The organism is Acinetobacter sp. ANC_7512, from assembly GCF_056779935.1.
This window is the reverse complement of record NZ_JBWYIX010000012.1, coordinates 78,504-96,738: the sequence shown is the minus strand read 5'-3', so window position 1 is coordinate 96,738 and position 18,235 is coordinate 78,504. Positions and strand designations below refer to the sequence as shown.

Here is an 18,235-nt window from a genome sequence, read left to right as displayed (position 1 = left end):
ACATGGCTAAACGTGATTATTATGAGGTTTTAGGGGTTTCTAAAACAGCTAGTGATGATGAAATTAAAAAAGCCTACCGTAAGTTGGCGATGAAATATCATCCAGACCGTAACCCTGATAATGCTGAAGCAGAAGAAAAATTCAAAGAAGCTGCTGAAGCGTATGAAGTTTTATCTGATAGTGAAAAACGCAGCATGTATGACCGCATGGGACATAATGCGTTTGAAGGCGGCTTCGGTGGCGGCGGCGGTGGTTTCGGTGGCGGTTTTAGCGCTGAAGACATTTTTAGTCAGTTTGGTGACATTTTCGGTGGCGCGTTTGGTGGCGGCGGTCGCCAACAGCGTCAAAGACGTGGTTCAGACTTACGTTATGTGCTTGAGCTCAGCTTAGAAGAAGCTGTACGTGGCGTAAAGAAAACAATTACTTTTACTGCGCCAGCACCATGTGAAGTGTGTGATGGTAAAGGTTCTAAAAACCCGAATGATGTTGAAACCTGTAAAACTTGTCACGGGGCTGGCCAAGTCCGTATGCAACAAGGTTTCTTCTCAGTTCAGCAAACGTGTAGCACTTGTCGCGGACAAGGTAAGATTATTAAAAATCCTTGTGGCACTTGTCATGGTTCAGGTGTTAAAGATCGTCAACAGACACTTGAAGTTACCATTCCTGCAGGCGTAGATAATGGCGATCGCGTTCGTTTAACTGGAAAAGGTGAAGCGATTCGTGATGGTCAATCAGGTGATCTATACGTAGAAGTTAATGTTCGTGAACATGAAATCTTCCAACGTGATGGCGCGGACTTGTATATGGATGTGCCGATTAGTATCGCTGATGCTGCATTGGGTAAAGAAATTGAGATTCCAACCCTTGATGGTCGTGTGAACTTGAAAGTACCTGAGGGAACACAAACAGGTAAAATGTTCCGTCTACGTGGCAAGGGTGTAAAACCAGTACGCACAAGTATGCAAGGTGATTTACTTTGCCGTATCGTGATTGAAACACCAGTCAACTTAACTGCACGTCAACGTGAACTTTTAAAAGAGTTACAAGAATCTTTAGATGGTGCGGACAGTAAATCTTCACCTAAAAAGAAATCATTCTTCGATCGTTTATTTGACTGATCAGAATGAAATAAAAGCCCGACATTATTGTCGGGTTTTTATTAAGTTATAAATACTTAAGATGCTTAAAGCAAAGTAAGTGATACTACCATTAGATAATTTCTTAGTTTATGGGTGTATTCAAAAGTTGTTGAGACTTATTTGTTTAAGCTTTTAAAATCTAAAGGTAAATTTTTTAATAGGTTTTGTTAGAACTATAATTTAAAAAAAGAGGATCTGACGATCCTCATCATGTAATTTTGAAAAAACTAATCCTGAGCATCAATACTCTGACCATTCATACCTATACTGTCTTCGCCCATTAAATATAAATAAGCTGGCATGATTTGTTCAGGCGTTGCCAATACTTTCGGATCTTCATCAGGATATGCTTTAGCACGCATAGCTGTTCGTGTTGCACCAGGATTAATGCAGTTATAACGGATATTTGGATAGACATTTTCTTTTGCAAAAATTTGACTGACCGCTTCAATGGCAATTTTTGAAACTGAGTATGCGCCCCATTTCGCACGTGCTTCACGACCGACACCTGAGCTTGCAAAAACAACAGAGGCATTTTGAGATTTTTCTAATAATGGAAGTAAATGTTGAGTAAGAACAAAAGGTGCTCTTAAATTTACAGCCATTACATCATCCCACACTTCAGCAGGGTAGTGGGCCAATTCAACGCGCTCACCTAAAATCCCAGCATTGTGCAAAATCCCATCTAAACGACCAAATTGTTGGTCAAGCGTTTCCACAAGACGTTCGTAATCATATGCTGTTGCAGTAGAAAGTTGCAGTGGCAAAATTGCAGGTTGAGGAGCACCTAAACTTTCAATTTCGTCATAGATCACTTCTAACTTGTTCAGCGTTCTACCATGAAGAACGACGGTCGCACCATGTAAAGCATAGCTCAACGCTGCTGCGCGTCCAATGCCATCACCTGCACCCGTAATTAAAATTACTTTATCTTTTAATAAGTCTGGGCGAGGTTGATATTCTGAATATTTCATTTGCGACCTCCTTCATTGTTCTAATTAAGCTGTTTTTTGGTGAGATTCGATCAATTCGATTAAGTGTTGATGTAATTCTTGTACATCATTCACTATACAATCTGCCTGCCAAGAATCTAAGTCATCTTTGTGTTCTAATGGTAAATATCCGTAAGCAGCCAAAATCGTGTACATATTTGCGCTTCGACCTGCATCAATATCACGTGGATGATCACCAACATAAATGCATTGTTCAGCTGGAACATTAATTTGTTGAGCAGCGAGATACATTGGTTCTGGGTCAGGTTTAGTGTGCTTAACATCTTCTGGGCATACGAGAACGGCACAACGTTCAGTTAAGTTTAAGGCTTGAAGTAGTGCCTCACTCAGCCAACGAGGTTTGTTTGTCACAATTCCCCATGGAATATCCCGTTGTTCCAAGTCCTCAATTAAAGGATACATTCCTGCAAAAAGGTCTGTATCCACAGCAATATCAGCACCATAGATATCTAGAAAGCGCTGACGATGTGCAAGGAAAATAGGATCATCAACCTGTAATTCAGGATAAACCAATTTCACCATCGCCCGAGCCCCCTCGGAGACCTGAGTTCGGATCAGGGCTGCATCTACGATCTCTCGACCTTCTTCACGACACATTGCTTGAATAATACGAATAAAATCCGCAGCAGTGTCAATTAAAGTCCCATCTAGGTCGAAAAGTACGGCCTTCATTCATTCACCTCATTATGGGTGTAAACCATATAGTTCACATCGACATTTGGGGCTAACCAATAATGTTTAGTTAATGGGTTGTAATGTAAGCCTGTCATATCTTTAAGTTTTAAACCTGCGTTACGAATATCATGCGCTAATTCAGAAGGTTTAATAAATTTATGATAGTCATGAGTTCCTTTTTTCAAAAGACGTAACACATACTCTGCACCGATAATCGCAAATAAATATGATTTTGGATTACGGTTAATTGTGGAGAAGAATACATGACCGTTTGGTTTCACCAGTTTTTGGCATGCTTGAATGATTGACGCTGGATCTGGTACATGTTCCAACATTTCCATACAAGTTACGACATCGTATTGACCAGCTTGTTCTTCAGCCAATTGCTCAACTGGAATTTGACGATATTCGATATTGGTGACATTTTCTTGTTCTGCATGCAGACGTGCGACATTTAATGGTGCTGCGCCCATATCGATACCGAGGACATCGGCACCACGGCGTGCCATACTTTCAGCCAAAATGCCGCCGCCACAGCCCACATCTAGGACTTTTTTGCCACTAAGACCACCTGCATGTTCATCAATCCAATTCAATCGTAATGGATTGATTTGATGGAGAGGGCGAAACTCAGAGTGTTGATCCCACCATACTGCAGCAAGTGCTTCAAATTTAGCAATTTCTTGTGGGTCAACATTCAGTTGAGTCATTACAGCCACCTTAGCAAAGTTCGTTTTAATGGGTAGAATTTATATCAGATCTTAGTGTATCGCTAATTCCAAAAAAAGCGATAAATCTTGTAAAAAAGTTCACAGAATCAAAACGATTTTCTCATATTTGTTTTATAGTGAAACCATATGCTAATCAGAATGATTTAGAGGATAAAAACTTAATGAAAAAGGTGGTTTTTAGTGGCGTTGCCGCTGCGGTGCTGATGGCACTTTCAACAGGTGCAATGGCGAACTTTGTTGAAGGCAAAGATTATACGGTCGTGCAAAACCCAGGAAAGGTTGATGTCGCTGGTAAATTGGAAGTACGTGAGTTCTTTTGGTATGGCTGTGGTCATTGCTTTACTTTAGAACCTCATATGCAATCTTGGTTACGTAAAATTCCAAAAGATGTGAATTTTGTCCGTACACCTGCTGCAATGAACAAAGTATGGGAACAGAATGCACGTGGCTACTACGTTTCTGAAGCACTTGGTGTTCGTAAACGTACCCATTTGCCTTTATTCCACGCGATCCATGACAAAGGTCAGCAGATTTTTGACCAAAAATCACAAGCGCAATTCTTTACGAAGTATGGTATCCCAGAAGCGAAATTCAATAGTTTATATAATTCTTTCGCAATTACTGCCAAAGTCTCTCAAGCAAATAAATTAGCACAACAATATCAATTGACGGGTGTGCCAGCTGTTGTAGTAAATGGGAAGTATGTCGTACAAGGTGATAATGGCCGTGTGTTACAAGTGGTTGATTATCTATTGGATAAAGAGCGCAAAGCTAAATAATAGAAAACCCGCATTGAGCGGGTTTTTTTATGCCTCAGTAGTATTCCAATTCAAAATCCCTTTAAAGATTAATCGTATTTGGGTAATGGACTGTTTTTTGAGTACCAGTTTTTGTAATTCAAGCTCCATACCTGAATATTGACGGCCCAAGCTAATCCAAGACATTGCCCATGTGAAACATAAATTAATTAAAATATTCGACAACATTTTTAGATCATCAGCTTGATGAAAATTTTGTACGATTTCGAATTTTTGTAGGTCATTGGCCAAATCAGAATTTAGAAACTCAATTTCACGAGCAATCGCACGTCTTACCACTTCAGACCCCCCCCAGCGCTCTGCGATCATAAAAATCCAAGGTTGGGTATTTAAATCGATGGCTTCAAAAAAAAGTTCCATGCTGGTTTCGGCTTTCGCATCAGGGTGGGCTAAACCTTGACCGAGCTGATGAAGTACGGTTTTCAAATATAACGCGACTTGATCCACTAACTCTTGGCCTAATTCATCCATATCTTGAAAATGTCGATAAAAGGCTGTTGGGACCAAACCAACCTCACGTGCAACTTCACGCAGACTAATACTGCTAAATGAACGGCCAGATGTGCTTAAACGCAAAGCGGCATCTAGTAAAGCCTGACGACTTTGTTGTTTACGTTCATCGCGTATAGACATCTTAAAACCTGAGAAGTGAAGTCGAGATGAGTCTATCAAAAAAATATAAAAATTAAACGACGAATGTCAGTGAACATGTGTTGACTCAATTTCAAAATCAATATAGTGTACACATGTTCACTATTAGAACACTTGTTCACTCAATTAAATTGAAATACAAAAGAGGAACGTTTGAGATGAGTAGTTATCTGTCATATCGTCCTGAATGGATTCGAGAAGATTTCGTCGATTTTATCGCTGAAAAAATACATCCCACTTTGGCTTGGAAAAAAGTCAAAGCATCGCTCGTGAGTCGTCAGGCACTTAGTCACGATTTCTATGAGATTCATTTATGTCCAAATCACAATTTCGATTTTCAACAGATTGAGGCAGGGCAAAGTGTTTTAGTCACAGTCGTAGTTGCAGGCGTGCGTCTACAACGTAGTTATTCGATTGTGGAAATTTCTGCGACAGGTAATCTGGTGATTGCTGTCCGAGCTCAAGGAGTAGTGTCGAATTGTTTAAGCCAATTGGAGATAGGTTCTGTCGTGGAAATTTCTCAAGCGCAAGGTGAATTTACGCTTGAGCCGACTCAACAGCCAATTGTGTTATTGGCGTCGGGGAGTGGCATTACCGCCATTTATGCATTGCTTACGAAGGCTTTAAACACATTATCTGTACATATCTATTTGATTTATTTCTGTCGAGATGACGCGTTCCACGTGAAACTACAACACCTCGCTTCAAAACATGATCATTTTAATTATCACTATTTTAATACACGCCAACATAAACAATATCTGACATTGGCGTTGTTAGAGCAGTTAATGCCAAGTTTTAGGCAAGCACAGATTTATGCATGCGGTGCAACTTCGATGATGCAAGCTGTAAATCAAATTTGTCATGAAGAGGGGATCAGCAATCAGCTCAAACAAGAGTTTTTTCAAATCCGTGTAGATGAAGAAATTGAAAAACAATCTGTCACGTTTATCCGCAGTCAGAAATCGTTTGAAGCTCAAAAAAGTTTATTGGTGAGTGCTGAAGAGGCTGGATTAAGACCCGCTCATGGATGCCGAATGGGTATTTGTAATGCATGTGTCTGTAACAAAGTGAGTGGCGCTACTAAAAATATGCTCACAGGTGAAATTGAACATGAGCCAAATCGACAAATTAAATTATGTATTAGTCAGGCAGTAAGCCCTGTTGTGATTAATTTGTAATTTAACGGTATCGTATAAGACTGGAGAAAAATAATGAATATGTCACTTAATACAACATGGCAATCAAAATCTAAACATCTGACCGCTGAGCAAATTGAAGCATTTGGACAACGCGTTGAGCAGATCCGTCTCAGTATTATGAATAATTTGGGTGAACAAGATGCCAAATATATTTATAAGATTCGCAACTTTGTTCGCTATAGCGAGATTGGCTCACGTGCATTGCTGATGTTTGGTGGTTGGATTCCACCTGTTTGGTTGGTAGGTACAGGATTACTGGGCGTGTCCAAAATTGTTGAAAATATGGAACTTGGACATAATGTGATGCATGGTCAATTTGACTGGTTGAATGATCCTAGTTTAAACGGTGCGACATATGACTGGGACACCATCTCAACAGGCGATGACTGGAAATATACCCATAACTATGTACATCACACCTATACCAATATTGTGGGGATGGATCATGATGTAGGTTATGGTCTACTTCGTGTTTCAGCATCTCAACCTTGGGAACCAAGATTTTTGTTTAATATTCCATTAGCGATTCAATTGATGGTGTTTTTTGAATGGTATGTCGGTGTTCAAAACCTACACTTGGAAGACGCGCTTGTTTATAAAACCAAATCTTGGAAACAAGTGTGGAAAGATGCTGAAAAATTAAGAAAAAAAGTAAGACGTCAGGTGGTGAAGGATTATGTCTTTTTCCCGATTATCGCTGGTCCAAATGCGCTTCCTGTCTTCGCAGGAAATGCAGTTGCAAATGTGATTAGAAGTTTATGGTCATCTGCAGTGATTTTTAATGGTCATTTTACTGAAGATGCAGAAACATTTGAGATGGATAATACCGAAAATGAAACGCGAGCAGAATGGTATTTACGTCAAATTCGAGGTTCAAGTAACTTTACGGGAACATCATGGCTGCATATTTTGAGTGGTAATTTGAGTCATCAAATCGAGCATCATTTATTCCCTGATATGCCTGCAAATCGCTATGCAGAAGCTGCGCCAAAAATTAAAGCATTATGTGAGGAATATGGCATTCACTATAATGAAGCTAACTTTATGAAACAATTCTGGAGCGTTTGGGTTCGTTTAGCTAAATGTTCTTTACCAAATGATAAGACAGCTAAAATTTCTCAATCTATAAGAAAATTAAGAGGAATATTTGCTTGAGTACCACTATTTAGTTTAATTCATGAAAGGCATGGAGCATTGATCTGCAAGAATAAAAGCACCTTTAGGAATCTGATTCAGGTTGCGTTTGAAAAGCTCGAAATCATGTACAGCACCACAACTCGTGCATAAACTCAGAACTTGCTGTGTTCTATAATGGATAAGGGCTTGTACTTTGAAAGTATGAGCTTTCTTCTTACCACTATAGCTTTTCTTCTGTTTTTTTAGGTCTTTGTATTGGAATTTCTGTAGCATCTACGATCACCACATTCCAGTCGATACCTTCGCCTTCAGGCAAACTCTTGGGTAAATTAAATAGATTGGACTTGATCAGGCAATCCTCTACGTGGCGGACGATTCTTGAAGCAGTAGGCTCTGATACACCATAACTCGTTGCGACATGAAACAATGTTCGATATTCACGCCAATAGCTTAAGCACAGAAGGATTTGATCTTCTACACTTAACTTAGATAGTCTACCTTTAGCAGGTACAAGCATTTTTAGCTGTTCAGCCATCAAATCAAAGGTTGACCATGAGATGCCTGTATATCGCTTAAACTGTGTTTCAGAAAGCTTATTTGAGTCGATGTATTTCATTCGCAAATTATGCATGAATATTTAAAATTATTCGGTATAAATAGTCAGCAAGGGATAGATCTTTTTTTGATTTATGAAAGAGATCTAGTATCTTATTTCTGAGTACTATTATTTCGAAAATTAAAAGTATAGATGTGAAAAAATGAATATTGGAATTTTATTATTTGATGAGGTTGAGGTCTTAGATTTTGCAGGGCCCTATGAAGTCTTTGCTATTACTACAGATAATCATAATAAAAAGCTTTTTAATGTGTTTACTGTGGCACAAAAACATGAAATTAAAGCAAGAAATGGTCTTGCAGTAAGAAGTGATTACCTCTTAGACAACTGTCCATCTATAGACATTCTCGTGATCCCTGGAGGATATGGTGCTGAAACAGTCGAGCTATATAATACTCATCTATTGAATTGGATAAAATTAAAACACGAAACGTCAAATATCACATTCTCTATTTGCACAGGAGCATTCATCTTAGCGGAGGCAGGGCTACTAGATGGGCTAAATGCTACTACTCATTGGATGGATATTTCACGTTTAGAGGCTGAATACCCTAAAATTACAGTTATGAAAGATGTTAGGTTTGTAGATGAAAATAAGATAATAACTTCTGCTGGGATATCATCAGGGATCAATGCTTCTCTATATATCGTATCTAAAGTAACGAATAGAGATGTTGCATTGAATACAGCAAGAAGAATGGAATTTGAAACTGACTTATAGATTTTCTAAAATTAAAATAAGACACCTTATGCGAAGTTGGATTAAATCGCTTTTTCTTTTGCTCTCAATGAGCTTTTAGGTATGACTTAATTCTTTCAAAATTTAAGTTTGTCAGATTTAAAACACGGACTTATAACAAAGTTAGATGCCATCAATCTGCTATAATGTGCCTAATCTTTTTTTAAGTAAAAATTAGGACGTATTATGCGTATTGACCAGCGTGCATTAGACCAGTTACGTGACGTTAAAATTACTCGAAACTATACACGTTATGCAGAAGGTTCAGTTTTAGTTGAATTTGGTCATACCAAAGTTCTTTGTACTGCCAGTGTTGATAATTCAGTACCGCGCTTCTTGAAAGGAAAAGGCCAAGGTTGGGTGACTGCTGAATATGGTATGTTGCCACGTTCAACCCATACACGCAGTGACCGTGAGGCAGCTCGTGGTAAACAAAGTGGACGTACTCAAGAAATTCAACGCTTAATCGGTCGTAGCTTACGTGCTATGGTGGATTTGAAGAAATTGGGTGAAAACACGATTACAATCGACTGTGATGTTATTCAAGCCGATGGTGGTACACGTACAGCGTCTATTACAGGTGCTGCGGTAGCCTTGATTGATGCTATGAATTCATTACTTGAGAAAAAGAAAATCAAACAAGATCCACTCAAAGGTTTGGTGGCTGCAATTTCTGTTGGTATTTATCAAGACGAAGTACTACTCGACTTATGTTATGAAGAAGATTCAAACTGCCAAACAGACTTGAATGTGGTGATGACTCAGGCGGGTGAGTTTATTGAAATTCAAGGTACTGCAGAAGATAAACCGTTCACGCGCACGCAATGTAACGCAATGCTTGAAATGGCTGAGAAAGGCATTCAAGAGTTAATTCAAAAGCAACAACAAGCACTAGGCTGGTAATTCGCATTTGATTGCATGCGTTGATTGTAAAAAAGCACCTTGATAGAGGTGCTTTTTTTTATTTCATAGATTTGCAATTGAAGCTTCATTGCAGCGTCACGAAAAAAGCGTATCACTGAGTTCGCATAAAACGAGAAGGATAACTACATGCGAGCTTATTTTTTTATACTCATCCTTACACCGAGTATTTTGTTAACAGCTTGTGGGGGAGATGATGATAACCAAACATCCAAACCGCAACCTTCAGATCCAAGCTGTGAAATCCACTGTGCTCCATAACCATAACAAGAATAAAAACAGGATAATTGTATGAACCGTCGTGACTTTATTTTAAATTCGACCAAGACATTATTGGGTGCATCTGCATTAGCGAGTTTTCCGCTGAGTATTCAAAAAGCTTTAGCAATTAATGCAAAAGTCGAAACTGGCACTATTCAAGATGTGAAACATGTGGTGATTTTGACTCAAGAAAATCGTTCTTTTGATAACTATTTTGGAACATTCAAAGGAGTACGTGGTTTTGGTGATCGATTCACCATTCCATTGAGTGGCAAAAGAGCGGTGTGGGAACAGTATGATGCCAACAAAAATAAAATTTTGCCTTATCACCTAGACAGTTCATTGGGCAATGCTCAACGTGTTTCGGGCACACCTCATTCATGGAAGGATGGTCAAGCCGCTTGGGATTGTGGGCGTATGGGCAATTGGGTGGAACATAAACAACCCCAATCCATGGGCTATTTTAAGAAACAAGAGCTCGAGTTCCAGTTTGCACTAGCAGAAGCATTTACTTTATGTGATGCCTACCATTGCGCTATGCACGCGGGAACTAATCCCAATCGTAAATTTATTTGGACAGGGACCAACGGGCCAACTGCTGCAGGTGTCGCGAGTGTAGTCAACGAGTTTGATAGTATTGGCTCATCAATGATCGGCTACGACTGGACCACGTATCCTGAACGATTACAGCAAGCTGGGATCAGTTGGAAGGTTTATCAAAATATGCCCGATAATTTTACGGATAATCCTTTGGCTGGATTTAAGCAATATCGCAAAGCCAATGAATTATCTGGTAAGCTGGTTAGCCATGCCAATATTTTGTCGCCTGAATATGATGAGCGTATTGATCAACGACAACCTCTCTATAAGGGTATTGCCAATACGATGCCTAAGGATGGCGGTTTATTAGGACAATTTAAACAAGATATCTTAGAGGATAAATTGCCACAGGTGAGCTGGGTGGTCGCACCGGCAGCGTATAGTGAACATCCGGGACCATCAAGTCCTGTTCAAGGCGCGTGGTACATTCAAGAACTGTTAAACACTTTAACGGCAGATCCAGAGTTATGGAGTCAGACGGTTTTACTGGTCAATTTTGATGAAAATGATGGTTTCTTTGATCATGTACCATCGCCATCTGCACCATCAAGAGAAATCAATGAAGTAGGTGATATCGTTAAAGTTCATGGTAAAACCACGTTATCAGAACAAGAGATATCATATGAATATTTCAATCACCCACGTGTATCAGGTTCGACAGCACAGCCTGAATTAAAATTTAAAAATGGTAAGAATGAAAACTTCTGGCATGGTGTGTATGGTCCAGGAGTACGTGTTCCTATGTATATCATTTCACCATGGAGTCGTGGGGGATGGGTCAACTCTCAGGTATTTGATCATACTTCAATTATTCAATTTCTTGAGCAACGTTTTGGCGTGCAAGAGCCTAATATTAGCCCTTATCGTAGAGCGGTCTGTGGTGACCTTACGTCGGCGTTTGACTTTAAGACACCTAACTTTAATATTCTGCCAACACTCAATGGGCAAAGAACAAAACAAGAAGCTGACAATACGCGTCATTCGCAAGAGCAACTTAGCAAGGTTCCAGTCCCAGCAAATCAACAATTTCCTATGCAAGATTCTGGAATACGTCATTCTCGAGCATTACCTTATTTATTACATACCAGCGCGCGCGTACAGGTTGCAACCCGAAACATACAATTGATTTTCGCAAATGGTGGAGAACAAGGTGCGGTTTTCCATGTCTATGACAAACTAGATTTAAATGCCATTCCTCGACGTTTTATGGTGGAGGCAGGCAAACAGCTTGAGGATGTTTGGGAGCTAGTAGATGATCAATATGATCTTTGGGTACTTGGACCAAATGGTTATCATCGAGCATTTAAAGGAAATCTTCACCATCAAATTGAAAGAGATCATTTGCCAGAAATTCGAATTTGCTATGAAGCCTGTCAACCTAAAATAATTTTAAAAATACGGCATGATGGTGCTGAAGCCATTGAGATGATGGTCAAGGACAATGCGTACTACAATCAAAAAATGTGGACTGTCAAAACTCAAGCGAATGAGGCTGAACTTCATCTAGATTTAACGGAGTCTTGGGGATGGTATGATTTTAATGTGGTAATCGCCCAACAGCAGGGAGAGCAGGCTTATGAACGTCGTTTTGCTGGACGTATTGAAACAGGGCAGCATACATGTACCGATCCTATGATGGGATTATTGCAACCTAAATCTTAAACACGAAGTAAAAAAGCCGTGAATGTTCACGGCTTTTTTCAGAATTGAAAAATTCAGGTATTAAGACAGTCGAAATGAATTAGAGATCCAACCTTTCGGAAGTTGAGGCATTATAAGCTCCTCAGGGCGATTTGGATCTTCATCCAGTTGCTTACCACCATAAATGACATCATTGATCTGTCCATTTTGATTTTGATAGGTTAACCAAGGATAGGTTTTACCAAACCCAACAGGATCTTGGGTGTAATCACAAACACCATCTGGAAAAACTTTTTGTAATCGAGCCCATTGCTCATCTGTAAAGTTAATATTGGGGTAAAGACGACGTGTGAGTGGTTGTAGTTTACATTTATTGGCGTAGGTACTAATTTGATCACCTGCTACCATTCGCGGTGTTTTATAGACCGGTACACGAAGGTTATTGCAGAACCCAGATCTTCGAATCGTTCCTAATGTGATACATGAGTCGTTAAGATTTACTTTATTGCGAGTGAGTTTCTGTGGCAGAGGTAAATTGCTTGTATCATTTTTTACGCGATCCAACCATTGGTTCATATCATCGAAACTGATTTCTAAACATTTAAGATCGCCAATCATAATGGTATCACCTCCATAAAGAAGCTGATTGTTATGATGACCGTGTGCTTTGTCTAAACGTGCTCTAATCGCGAATGCTCGGTAAGCATCATGGAATATCGCTGGATCTGGACCACGACAATCAATAATCGCCACTTGATCTAAATTATTGGCAACATTGATTAAACCAGTTCGATAAGCATTTTTTAAACCTTGCTCCGTGGCATATAACCGTTCGGGAATTGGATTAATATCAATATCAACTCCACCGAGGCGTTCATTTAATAAAACAAATTTTTCAGCATTGATCACACCATCAAATAAGGTTTGAAGCCCGTATTGCACACCGACATTATCAATTGGTAGGTTAGCAAACCCAATATTTCGCTGGTTTTCGACAGGACTCCAAATTTGTCTAAGCTGTTGTGTATTTGGATCAACTTCAGTTGGATTTCTGAGACCCAACAAATTTACAGCAGCCTCTTGAATTGAACAGCGTGTCCCATTCGGATTTGAGGTGGCATTGTACAGTTGTGTTTCTGATATTCCGCTACAAATTGTATTTGGTCGAGCAACATCGAATTGCGCAAGTTCACTGACATAACCATTAATCTCAGAAATATGACCTTGAATATGGTTAATTTGATGAGGGAGGAAAGAGCGGCCTTCTGCTGTTTTAAAATAATTGATCATAATATGATAATCAGCAAACTGAGATGCTGTACTCCATGCATCAGGGAAGGAGCAAGTTACTAACAAACCTTGGTATACACCTGGATAAGCGTTAGCTACCCATTGAGATGCGAGCGCGCCACCTGAGCAGCCTTGTCCAATCGTGTAGTCTAAAGTGCCGTATTGTTCGATAAAACGTTCTTTGGCCATAATGATTGATTCAGCTTGAACCGCCAAATTACAGTTATGTCCACTGTTGGATAGCGCCGTAGACATGACGCCATAACCTTTGCCCAAAGCCTTGATGGTAATATCTGGCAAAATAGAAGTTGATGTCGCAACCACGGTAGGTGCAGTTGCAGACTGATAATCATTTCCGCAACTTTGCCCATGGGTTACTAACAGCTTATTATTAAATTGGGGTTGTGGATTCAGCGCAGTCCAAGGCTGATTAGGATTAAACAATACAGCAAACCGATATTCATCACGATTTTGATAGCCGACTTCTTCTCGAATGATAAATGGTACTTCTACGCCTGTATCGGTCTTAATTTTGGAAATTAGACCCGCCGAAGGTGGTTTCTCAGGATTATAGGTTTGTAAAGTTCCGACTAAATTCCGATAGTAGTAATTATATTGAACAGGTTTACGGCAAAATAAATCAGTCGAGCCGTTGGTACAGGTCCATGGATTAATTTGAGGTCCAGATAAAAGAGGGCCTGTGGTACTGAAATTTTTTAAATATAAATTTTGAATTTCATTTGGTGTTTCAATTTTAAGTAGATTTTCCCCTAACTGTAATCCATCTAATAGCACTCTATTCTGAGCATTAGAAAAGCGAGATTTGATGTCCTGTCCATTTAAGTGAATGCTTATATTTGCGTCATTAAAATTAATAGATGGGTCTAATTCGATTAATACATCATTATCTGTCACAAGATCGGGGCGAGTTGATAAAACAGTCACGAATTCTTTTTCAAGTTTATTCGTTGGATTGTCAGGATCAGTTGGATTGGTCGGAGTTGGCTGTGATCCATTACCACCGCCTGAATTCCCCCCAGATTCGCTGGAGCTTTTACAACCGACGAGTAAGCTGCTACTAATCGCGACGCTTAAAAGCGTATAGATCATTTGCGTTTTCATGTGATTTCCCTAATGTACAACATGGTGGATGCAATCGATCCGATGACTGCATTTCTTTTTATTTATTCACTGACATTCAGCATGGTCTATGCGTTGACACCCTCCTATTATTTAGACAATGCGAACTCATGGTTTAATTGTATTTATTGGCTTCACTATGAATGAAAATTAGGCAGCATTCCATGACAGAAAATTGAATAATTGTAAAATTAAGGCGAATAAATAGTTGAAATTTAATGATTTACTTTGCATTCTATGGATTTAGCATGATTTTGATTAAAAAATAATCTTAAAGCGTGGAAGGTATCAACTAGGACCATATAAATTCAAATTTTTTTGTATTATTGCGATAAAGTTAATGTAGCATCACAGTTTTAAGCAAATAAAAAAAGGAGCAAAGCCCCTTTTTTTATTGAGAGATAGGAATGAATCAATTAAGCGTTAAAGCGCATAGATAAATCGATGGCTTTGACATCTTTGGTGAGTACACCCATTGAAATAAAGTCGACGCCTGAAGTAGCAACTTCACGTAAGTTGTCGATGGTAATATTACCTGATGCTTCTAATTTACAACGACCAGCCACATGCTTGACTGCATCAATCATTTGTTGTTGGCTGAAATTGTCCAACATGACGATATCGGCACCAGCATCTAAAGCTTGGTTTAACTCATCCCAAGTTTCAACTTCGACTTCTACAGGTTTACCTGGTGCAATGGCATGTGCTTTGTCGATTGCTTGCTGAATGCCTCCTGCAGCCATAATATGGTTTTCTTTAATTAAGAAAGCATCGAATAAACCTAAACGATGGTTTTGACCACCACCTACACCCACCGCATATTTTTGCGCAATACGTAAGCCAGGTAATGTTTTACGTGTATCCAGTAGTTTGGTATTTAAACCTTCTAAATGTTTCACATATTCAGCCGTTTTTGTAGCAACAGCAGAAAGGGTTTGTATAAAATTAAGTGCTGGGCGTTCAACGGTTAACAGACTGCGTGCTGAGCCGGCAAGTTTTAAAAATGCCTCATTGGCTTGAACTTGATCGCCATCTTGCTTTAACCAAATCACATCAACGCTTGGATCATAGGCTTTAATTAAAGCATTCACCCACGGTTGCCCTGCAAGAATCATCGTTTCGCGACTGATAATGGTTGCTGTTGCTTGTTCATCTTCAGGTGTCAGCAATGCGGTGATATCACGCTCACCAATATCTTCTTGCAATGCTTGTTGGATATTGATTTGAATTGATTGTTCAAGCAAAGATTGCGGTATGCTCATAAAATCCCTATTGTAGGCACCAGAAAAATGAGCAATATATTACCATTGCACCTCAAGTAATGGTGCTGTTTTTTTCGTCCAAGTCTTTTCCAAAGATGAGCGTGGATGAATTGTCATAAGTTGCAAACACGGATTGAGATCACACATGTCGAATGTACCCAAGCTTCAAGTGGTAGATGGTGTATTACAAGGTGCAAGATTTATTGCTTCACCAAATTTTAATCAAAGACCAGACCATACTGACATTCAACTGGTGGTCATCCACAATATTAGCTTACCGCCCTCACAGTTTGGAGGAGGCTATATTGAGCAGTTTTTCCAAAATAAATTAGATTGGAATGCACACCCTTATTTTAAAACCATTGAAGGGATGCAGGTCTCAGCACATTTATTGATTTTAAGGTCAGGCGAAATTTTACAGTTTGTTAATTTTAAAGACCGTGCTTGGCATGCGGGACGCTCTACGTACATGGCAAATCCAGAATGCAATGATTATTCTATTGGCATTGAACTCGAGGGTAGTGATGATCAAGATTTTACGGAACAACAATATCAAGCTTTAGTTGAGGTCGTGGCAACACTTCAACACGCTTATCCTAAAATTAAAAGTCATATCGCAGGGCATTCAGATATTGCACCTGGACGAAAGACCGATCCAGGACCGCATTTTCAATGGTCTTATTTTAGAGATCAATTAAAACAACGAAAAATATGATGCTTTATCGAATGAAATAACAATTTAAAAGCGAAGTTTTATTACAATATCGTCAATCTTTTTAAGTGGTGAATATGATGGCGCTTTGGCGATCCACCTTTATTGTGAGTGCAATGACCATGTTGTCTCGTGTCATGGGGCTTATTCGAGACATGGTGCTGTTAAATGTGTTCGGGGCAAGTAAAGACTTCGATACTTTTGTCGTAGCGTTTCGTATTCCCAACTTTTTTAGGCGTCTTTTTGCCGAAGGTGCATTTTCCCAAGCATTTATTCCTGTTCTCACAGAATATAAAACCACCAAACTCCATGCTGAAGTTCAGATCCTAATTAGTCGGGTATTTGGATGTTTGCTTACCGTGATGACTGCATTAACTTTGCTGTGTATGATTGTTGCACCTGCGATATTGTATGTTTATGCGCCAGGATTTCATGCCGATGCAGCCAAATTTGATTTATCAGTCGACTTATTCCGTCTCACCATTCCCTACCTGATGTTTATGTCGCTGACGGCATTTGCCAGCAGTATCTTAAACAGCTATGGCTCATTTACCACACCCGCATTTGCGCCAGTATTGTTGAATATTGCAATGATTGCAGGGGCTTTGTGGCTGTCTCCACATATGGAAACACCCATTATGGCATTGGGTTGGGCAGTGGTGTTTGCTGGCATTTTGCAATTAGCCCTACAAATTCCGGAACTGTGGCGCAAAAAACTCCTGATCCCACCCAAAGTTGATTTTAAGCACGAAGGTGTCGAGCGCATTTTAAAATTAATGTTGCCTGCACTGTTTGGGGTTTCAGTCACACAAATTAATTTGCTGCTCAATACCATTTGGGCGTCTTTTATGCAAAATGGTTCTGTGTCATGGCTTTATACAGCAGAACGGATGACCGAATTGCCTTTAGGCTTAATTGGTGTAGCCATCGGAACGGTGATTCTGCCTGCACTCTCTGCGCGTAAAGCTGAACAGGATCAAACTAAATTCAAGGCCATGTTAGATTGGGCTGCACGTGTCATCGTATTTGCTGGTATCCCAGCCAGTATCGCTTTATTTATGTTGTCTACACCCATTATTCAAGCGCTGTTCCAACACGGTGCTTTTGATGCACGAGCGACAGAAATGACCGCTTTGGCATTACAATGTATGAGTGGTGGTGTCTTGGCATTTATGTTGATTAAAGTCTTTGCTCCTGGATTTTATGCGATTCAAGATACCAAAACCCCAGTACGTGTTGGCCTAATGGCAGTTGCAGCCAATGCCATCCTCAATGTAGTTTTTATTGGTATCTTCAAATGGATGGGCTGGGAAGAACTCCATATGGCATTGGCGTTGTCATCTACAGGTTCTGCTTTAGTCAATGCCGGGATGCTATATTTCTATTTACACAAACGTGAAATATTCCGATTTGGTCCGCATTGGAAAAAGTTATTTTTCCAATTTATGGTGGGCAACGCCGTGATGATCGCAGCCCTATGGTATGGCCTAAGCTGGTATAACCCAGATGTAGCGCCCTGGATTCGTGTATTTGAAGTGCTTGCTCTTTGTGTATTAGGTGTGGTTGCCTATGTATTGGGTTTATTTGCGACTGGCTTTAGACCAAGACAATTAAAACATGGCTAGTGCTTTAAACAGACCCTAAATAATACAAAAAAACATCGCTTCCGCGATGTTTTTTATAAATT

The 18,235-nt window shown here is 39.6% G+C and carries 17 protein-coding genes; 9 read left to right on the top strand and 8 right to left on the bottom strand.

Translation table 11 applies throughout. The features are described from left to right. Window positions 1-2: 2 nt before the first annotated feature. Complete coding sequence (dnaJ, locus tag AC1M9H_RS11985; RefSeq protein WP_035268804.1) at window positions 3-1,118, top strand: molecular chaperone DnaJ; 1,116 nt, start codon at window positions 3-5, stop codon at window positions 1,116-1,118. 248 nt (window positions 1,119-1,366) lie between these two features. Here dnaJ and AC1M9H_RS11980 read toward each other — a convergent pair whose 3' ends face one another. The 3 genes from AC1M9H_RS11980 to ubiG are packed head-to-tail and all read right to left on the bottom strand — an operon-like array spanning window position 1,367 to window position 3,537. Then, window positions 1,367-2,113, bottom strand: a complete 747-nt coding sequence (locus AC1M9H_RS11980; RefSeq protein WP_035268812.1) for a YciK family oxidoreductase — start codon at window positions 2,111-2,113, stop codon at window positions 1,367-1,369. A gap of 24 nt (window positions 2,114-2,137) precedes the next feature. Further along, on the bottom strand, window positions 2,138-2,824 hold the full coding sequence (locus AC1M9H_RS11975; protein ID WP_035268813.1) for an HAD family hydrolase: 687 nt from the start codon (window positions 2,822-2,824) through the stop codon (window positions 2,138-2,140). After that, complete coding sequence (gene ubiG / locus AC1M9H_RS11970; RefSeq protein ID WP_035268814.1) at window positions 2,821-3,537, bottom strand: bifunctional 2-polyprenyl-6-hydroxyphenol methylase/3-demethylubiquinol 3-O-methyltransferase UbiG; 717 nt, start codon at window positions 3,535-3,537, stop codon at window positions 2,821-2,823. Before ubiG ends, AC1M9H_RS11975 begins: the two co-directional genes overlap by 4 nt. A gap of 182 nt (window positions 3,538-3,719) precedes the next feature. Between ubiG and AC1M9H_RS11965 the strand changes: the two genes are divergently transcribed. Next, a complete protein-coding gene (locus AC1M9H_RS11965) occupies window positions 3,720-4,337 on the top strand; it encodes a thiol:disulfide interchange protein DsbA/DsbL (RefSeq protein WP_180000355.1) in 618 nt (205 codons plus the stop codon). Between the two features lie 27 nt (window positions 4,338-4,364). On the opposite strand, the gene AC1M9H_RS11960 is transcribed toward AC1M9H_RS11965, so the two are convergent. Next, window positions 4,365-5,009, bottom strand: coding sequence for a TetR family transcriptional regulator (locus AC1M9H_RS11960; protein ID WP_180000353.1), 645 nt, complete (start codon window positions 5,007-5,009; stop codon window positions 4,365-4,367). A 176-nt stretch (window positions 5,010-5,185) separates the two neighbouring features. Here AC1M9H_RS11960 and AC1M9H_RS11955 point away from each other — a divergent pair, with 176 nt between their 5' ends. After that, on the top strand, window positions 5,186-6,208 hold the full coding sequence (locus AC1M9H_RS11955; RefSeq protein WP_481613481.1) for a flavin reductase family protein: 1,023 nt from the start codon (window positions 5,186-5,188) through the stop codon (window positions 6,206-6,208). Window positions 6,209-6,247: 39 nt separating this feature from the next. After that, window positions 6,248-7,384: a fatty acid desaturase family protein gene (locus AC1M9H_RS11950; RefSeq protein WP_481613490.1), complete on the top strand. Its 1,137-nt coding sequence runs from the start codon at window positions 6,248-6,250 to the stop codon at window positions 7,382-7,384. 15 nt (window positions 7,385-7,399) lie between these two features. Here the strand turns inward: AC1M9H_RS11950 and AC1M9H_RS11945 are convergent, their stop codons facing one another. Both AC1M9H_RS11945 and AC1M9H_RS11940 read right to left on the bottom strand, forming a co-directional pair. Next, window positions 7,400-7,639, bottom strand: coding sequence for a transposase (locus AC1M9H_RS11945; RefSeq protein WP_481613480.1), 240 nt, complete (start codon window positions 7,637-7,639; stop codon window positions 7,400-7,402). Continuing rightward, window positions 7,587-7,982: a transposase family protein gene (locus tag AC1M9H_RS11940; RefSeq protein ID WP_481613479.1), complete on the bottom strand. Its 396-nt coding sequence runs from the start codon at window positions 7,980-7,982 to the stop codon at window positions 7,587-7,589. Before AC1M9H_RS11940 ends, AC1M9H_RS11945 begins: the two co-directional genes overlap by 53 nt. A gap of 142 nt (window positions 7,983-8,124) precedes the next feature. Here AC1M9H_RS11940 and AC1M9H_RS11935 point away from each other — a divergent pair, with 142 nt between their 5' ends. From AC1M9H_RS11935 to AC1M9H_RS11925, 3 genes are all read left to right on the top strand, one after another. After that, window positions 8,125-8,703 carry a DJ-1/PfpI family protein gene (locus AC1M9H_RS11935; protein ID WP_481610187.1) on the top strand — a complete coding sequence of 193 codons (579 nt, stop codon included), beginning with the start codon at window positions 8,125-8,127 and terminating at the stop codon, window positions 8,701-8,703. Between the two features lie 204 nt (window positions 8,704-8,907). After that, on the top strand, window positions 8,908-9,624 hold the full coding sequence (rph, locus tag AC1M9H_RS11930) for a ribonuclease PH (protein ID WP_035270511.1): 717 nt from the start codon (window positions 8,908-8,910) through the stop codon (window positions 9,622-9,624). A 309-nt stretch (window positions 9,625-9,933) separates the two neighbouring features. Beyond that, window positions 9,934-12,165, top strand: a complete 2,232-nt coding sequence (locus tag AC1M9H_RS11925) for a phosphocholine-specific phospholipase C (protein ID WP_481613478.1) — start codon at window positions 9,934-9,936, stop codon at window positions 12,163-12,165. Between the two features lie 60 nt (window positions 12,166-12,225). Here AC1M9H_RS11925 and AC1M9H_RS11920 read toward each other — a convergent pair whose 3' ends face one another. Both AC1M9H_RS11920 and nadC read right to left on the bottom strand, forming a co-directional pair. Then, window positions 12,226-14,556, bottom strand: a complete 2,331-nt coding sequence (locus AC1M9H_RS11920) for a DUF6351 family protein (protein WP_481613477.1) — start codon at window positions 14,554-14,556, stop codon at window positions 12,226-12,228. 434 nt (window positions 14,557-14,990) lie between these two features. Beyond that, window positions 14,991-15,836, bottom strand: a complete 846-nt coding sequence (gene nadC / locus AC1M9H_RS11915; protein ID WP_481613476.1) for a carboxylating nicotinate-nucleotide diphosphorylase — start codon at window positions 15,834-15,836, stop codon at window positions 14,991-14,993. A gap of 145 nt (window positions 15,837-15,981) precedes the next feature. Here nadC and ampD point away from each other — a divergent pair, with 145 nt between their 5' ends. Together ampD and murJ are read left to right on the top strand one after the other, a co-directional pair. Then, complete coding sequence (gene ampD / locus AC1M9H_RS11910; protein ID WP_092767969.1) at window positions 15,982-16,551, top strand: 1,6-anhydro-N-acetylmuramyl-L-alanine amidase AmpD; 570 nt, start codon at window positions 15,982-15,984, stop codon at window positions 16,549-16,551. 68 nt (window positions 16,552-16,619) lie between these two features. Then, complete coding sequence (gene murJ / locus AC1M9H_RS11905) at window positions 16,620-18,173, top strand: murein biosynthesis integral membrane protein MurJ (protein ID WP_481613489.1); 1,554 nt, start codon at window positions 16,620-16,622, stop codon at window positions 18,171-18,173. The last annotated feature ends 62 nt before the right edge of the window (window positions 18,174-18,235 follow it).

Excerpts from the sequence above, each read along its gene's own strand:
- dnaJ (WP_035268804.1), top strand. The coding sequence starts at position 3 with ATGGCTAAACGTGATTATTATGAGGTTTTAGGGGTTTCTAAAACAGCT.
- AC1M9H_RS11980 (WP_035268812.1), bottom strand. The coding sequence starts at position 2,113 with ATGAAATATTCAGAATATCAACCTCGCCCAGACTTATTAAAAGATAAA.
- AC1M9H_RS11975 (WP_035268813.1), bottom strand. The coding sequence starts at position 2,824 with ATGAAGGCCGTACTTTTCGACCTAGATGGGACTTTAATTGACACTGCT.
- ubiG (WP_035268814.1), bottom strand. The coding sequence starts at position 3,537 with ATGACTCAACTGAATGTTGACCCACAAGAAATTGCTAAATTTGAAGCA.
- AC1M9H_RS11965 (WP_180000355.1), top strand. The coding sequence starts at position 3,720 with ATGAAAAAGGTGGTTTTTAGTGGCGTTGCCGCTGCGGTGCTGATGGCA.
- AC1M9H_RS11960 (WP_180000353.1), bottom strand. The coding sequence starts at position 5,009 with ATGTCTATACGCGATGAACGTAAACAACAAAGTCGTCAGGCTTTACTA.
- AC1M9H_RS11955 (WP_481613481.1), top strand. The coding sequence starts at position 5,186 with ATGAGTAGTTATCTGTCATATCGTCCTGAATGGATTCGAGAAGATTTC.
- AC1M9H_RS11950 (WP_481613490.1), top strand. The coding sequence starts at position 6,248 with ATGTCACTTAATACAACATGGCAATCAAAATCTAAACATCTGACCGCT.
- AC1M9H_RS11945 (WP_481613480.1), bottom strand. The coding sequence starts at position 7,639 with ATGCTACAGAAATTCCAATACAAAGACCTAAAAAAACAGAAGAAAAGC.
- AC1M9H_RS11940 (WP_481613479.1), bottom strand. The coding sequence starts at position 7,982 with ATGAAATACATCGACTCAAATAAGCTTTCTGAAACACAGTTTAAGCGA.
- AC1M9H_RS11935 (WP_481610187.1), top strand. The coding sequence starts at position 8,125 with ATGAATATTGGAATTTTATTATTTGATGAGGTTGAGGTCTTAGATTTT.
- rph (WP_035270511.1), top strand. The coding sequence starts at position 8,908 with ATGCGTATTGACCAGCGTGCATTAGACCAGTTACGTGACGTTAAAATT.
- AC1M9H_RS11925 (WP_481613478.1), top strand. The coding sequence starts at position 9,934 with ATGAACCGTCGTGACTTTATTTTAAATTCGACCAAGACATTATTGGGT.
- AC1M9H_RS11920 (WP_481613477.1), bottom strand. The coding sequence starts at position 14,556 with ATGAAAACGCAAATGATCTATACGCTTTTAAGCGTCGCGATTAGTAGC.
- nadC (WP_481613476.1), bottom strand. The coding sequence starts at position 15,836 with ATGAGCATACCGCAATCTTTGCTTGAACAATCAATTCAAATCAATATC.
- ampD (WP_092767969.1), top strand. The coding sequence starts at position 15,982 with ATGTCGAATGTACCCAAGCTTCAAGTGGTAGATGGTGTATTACAAGGT.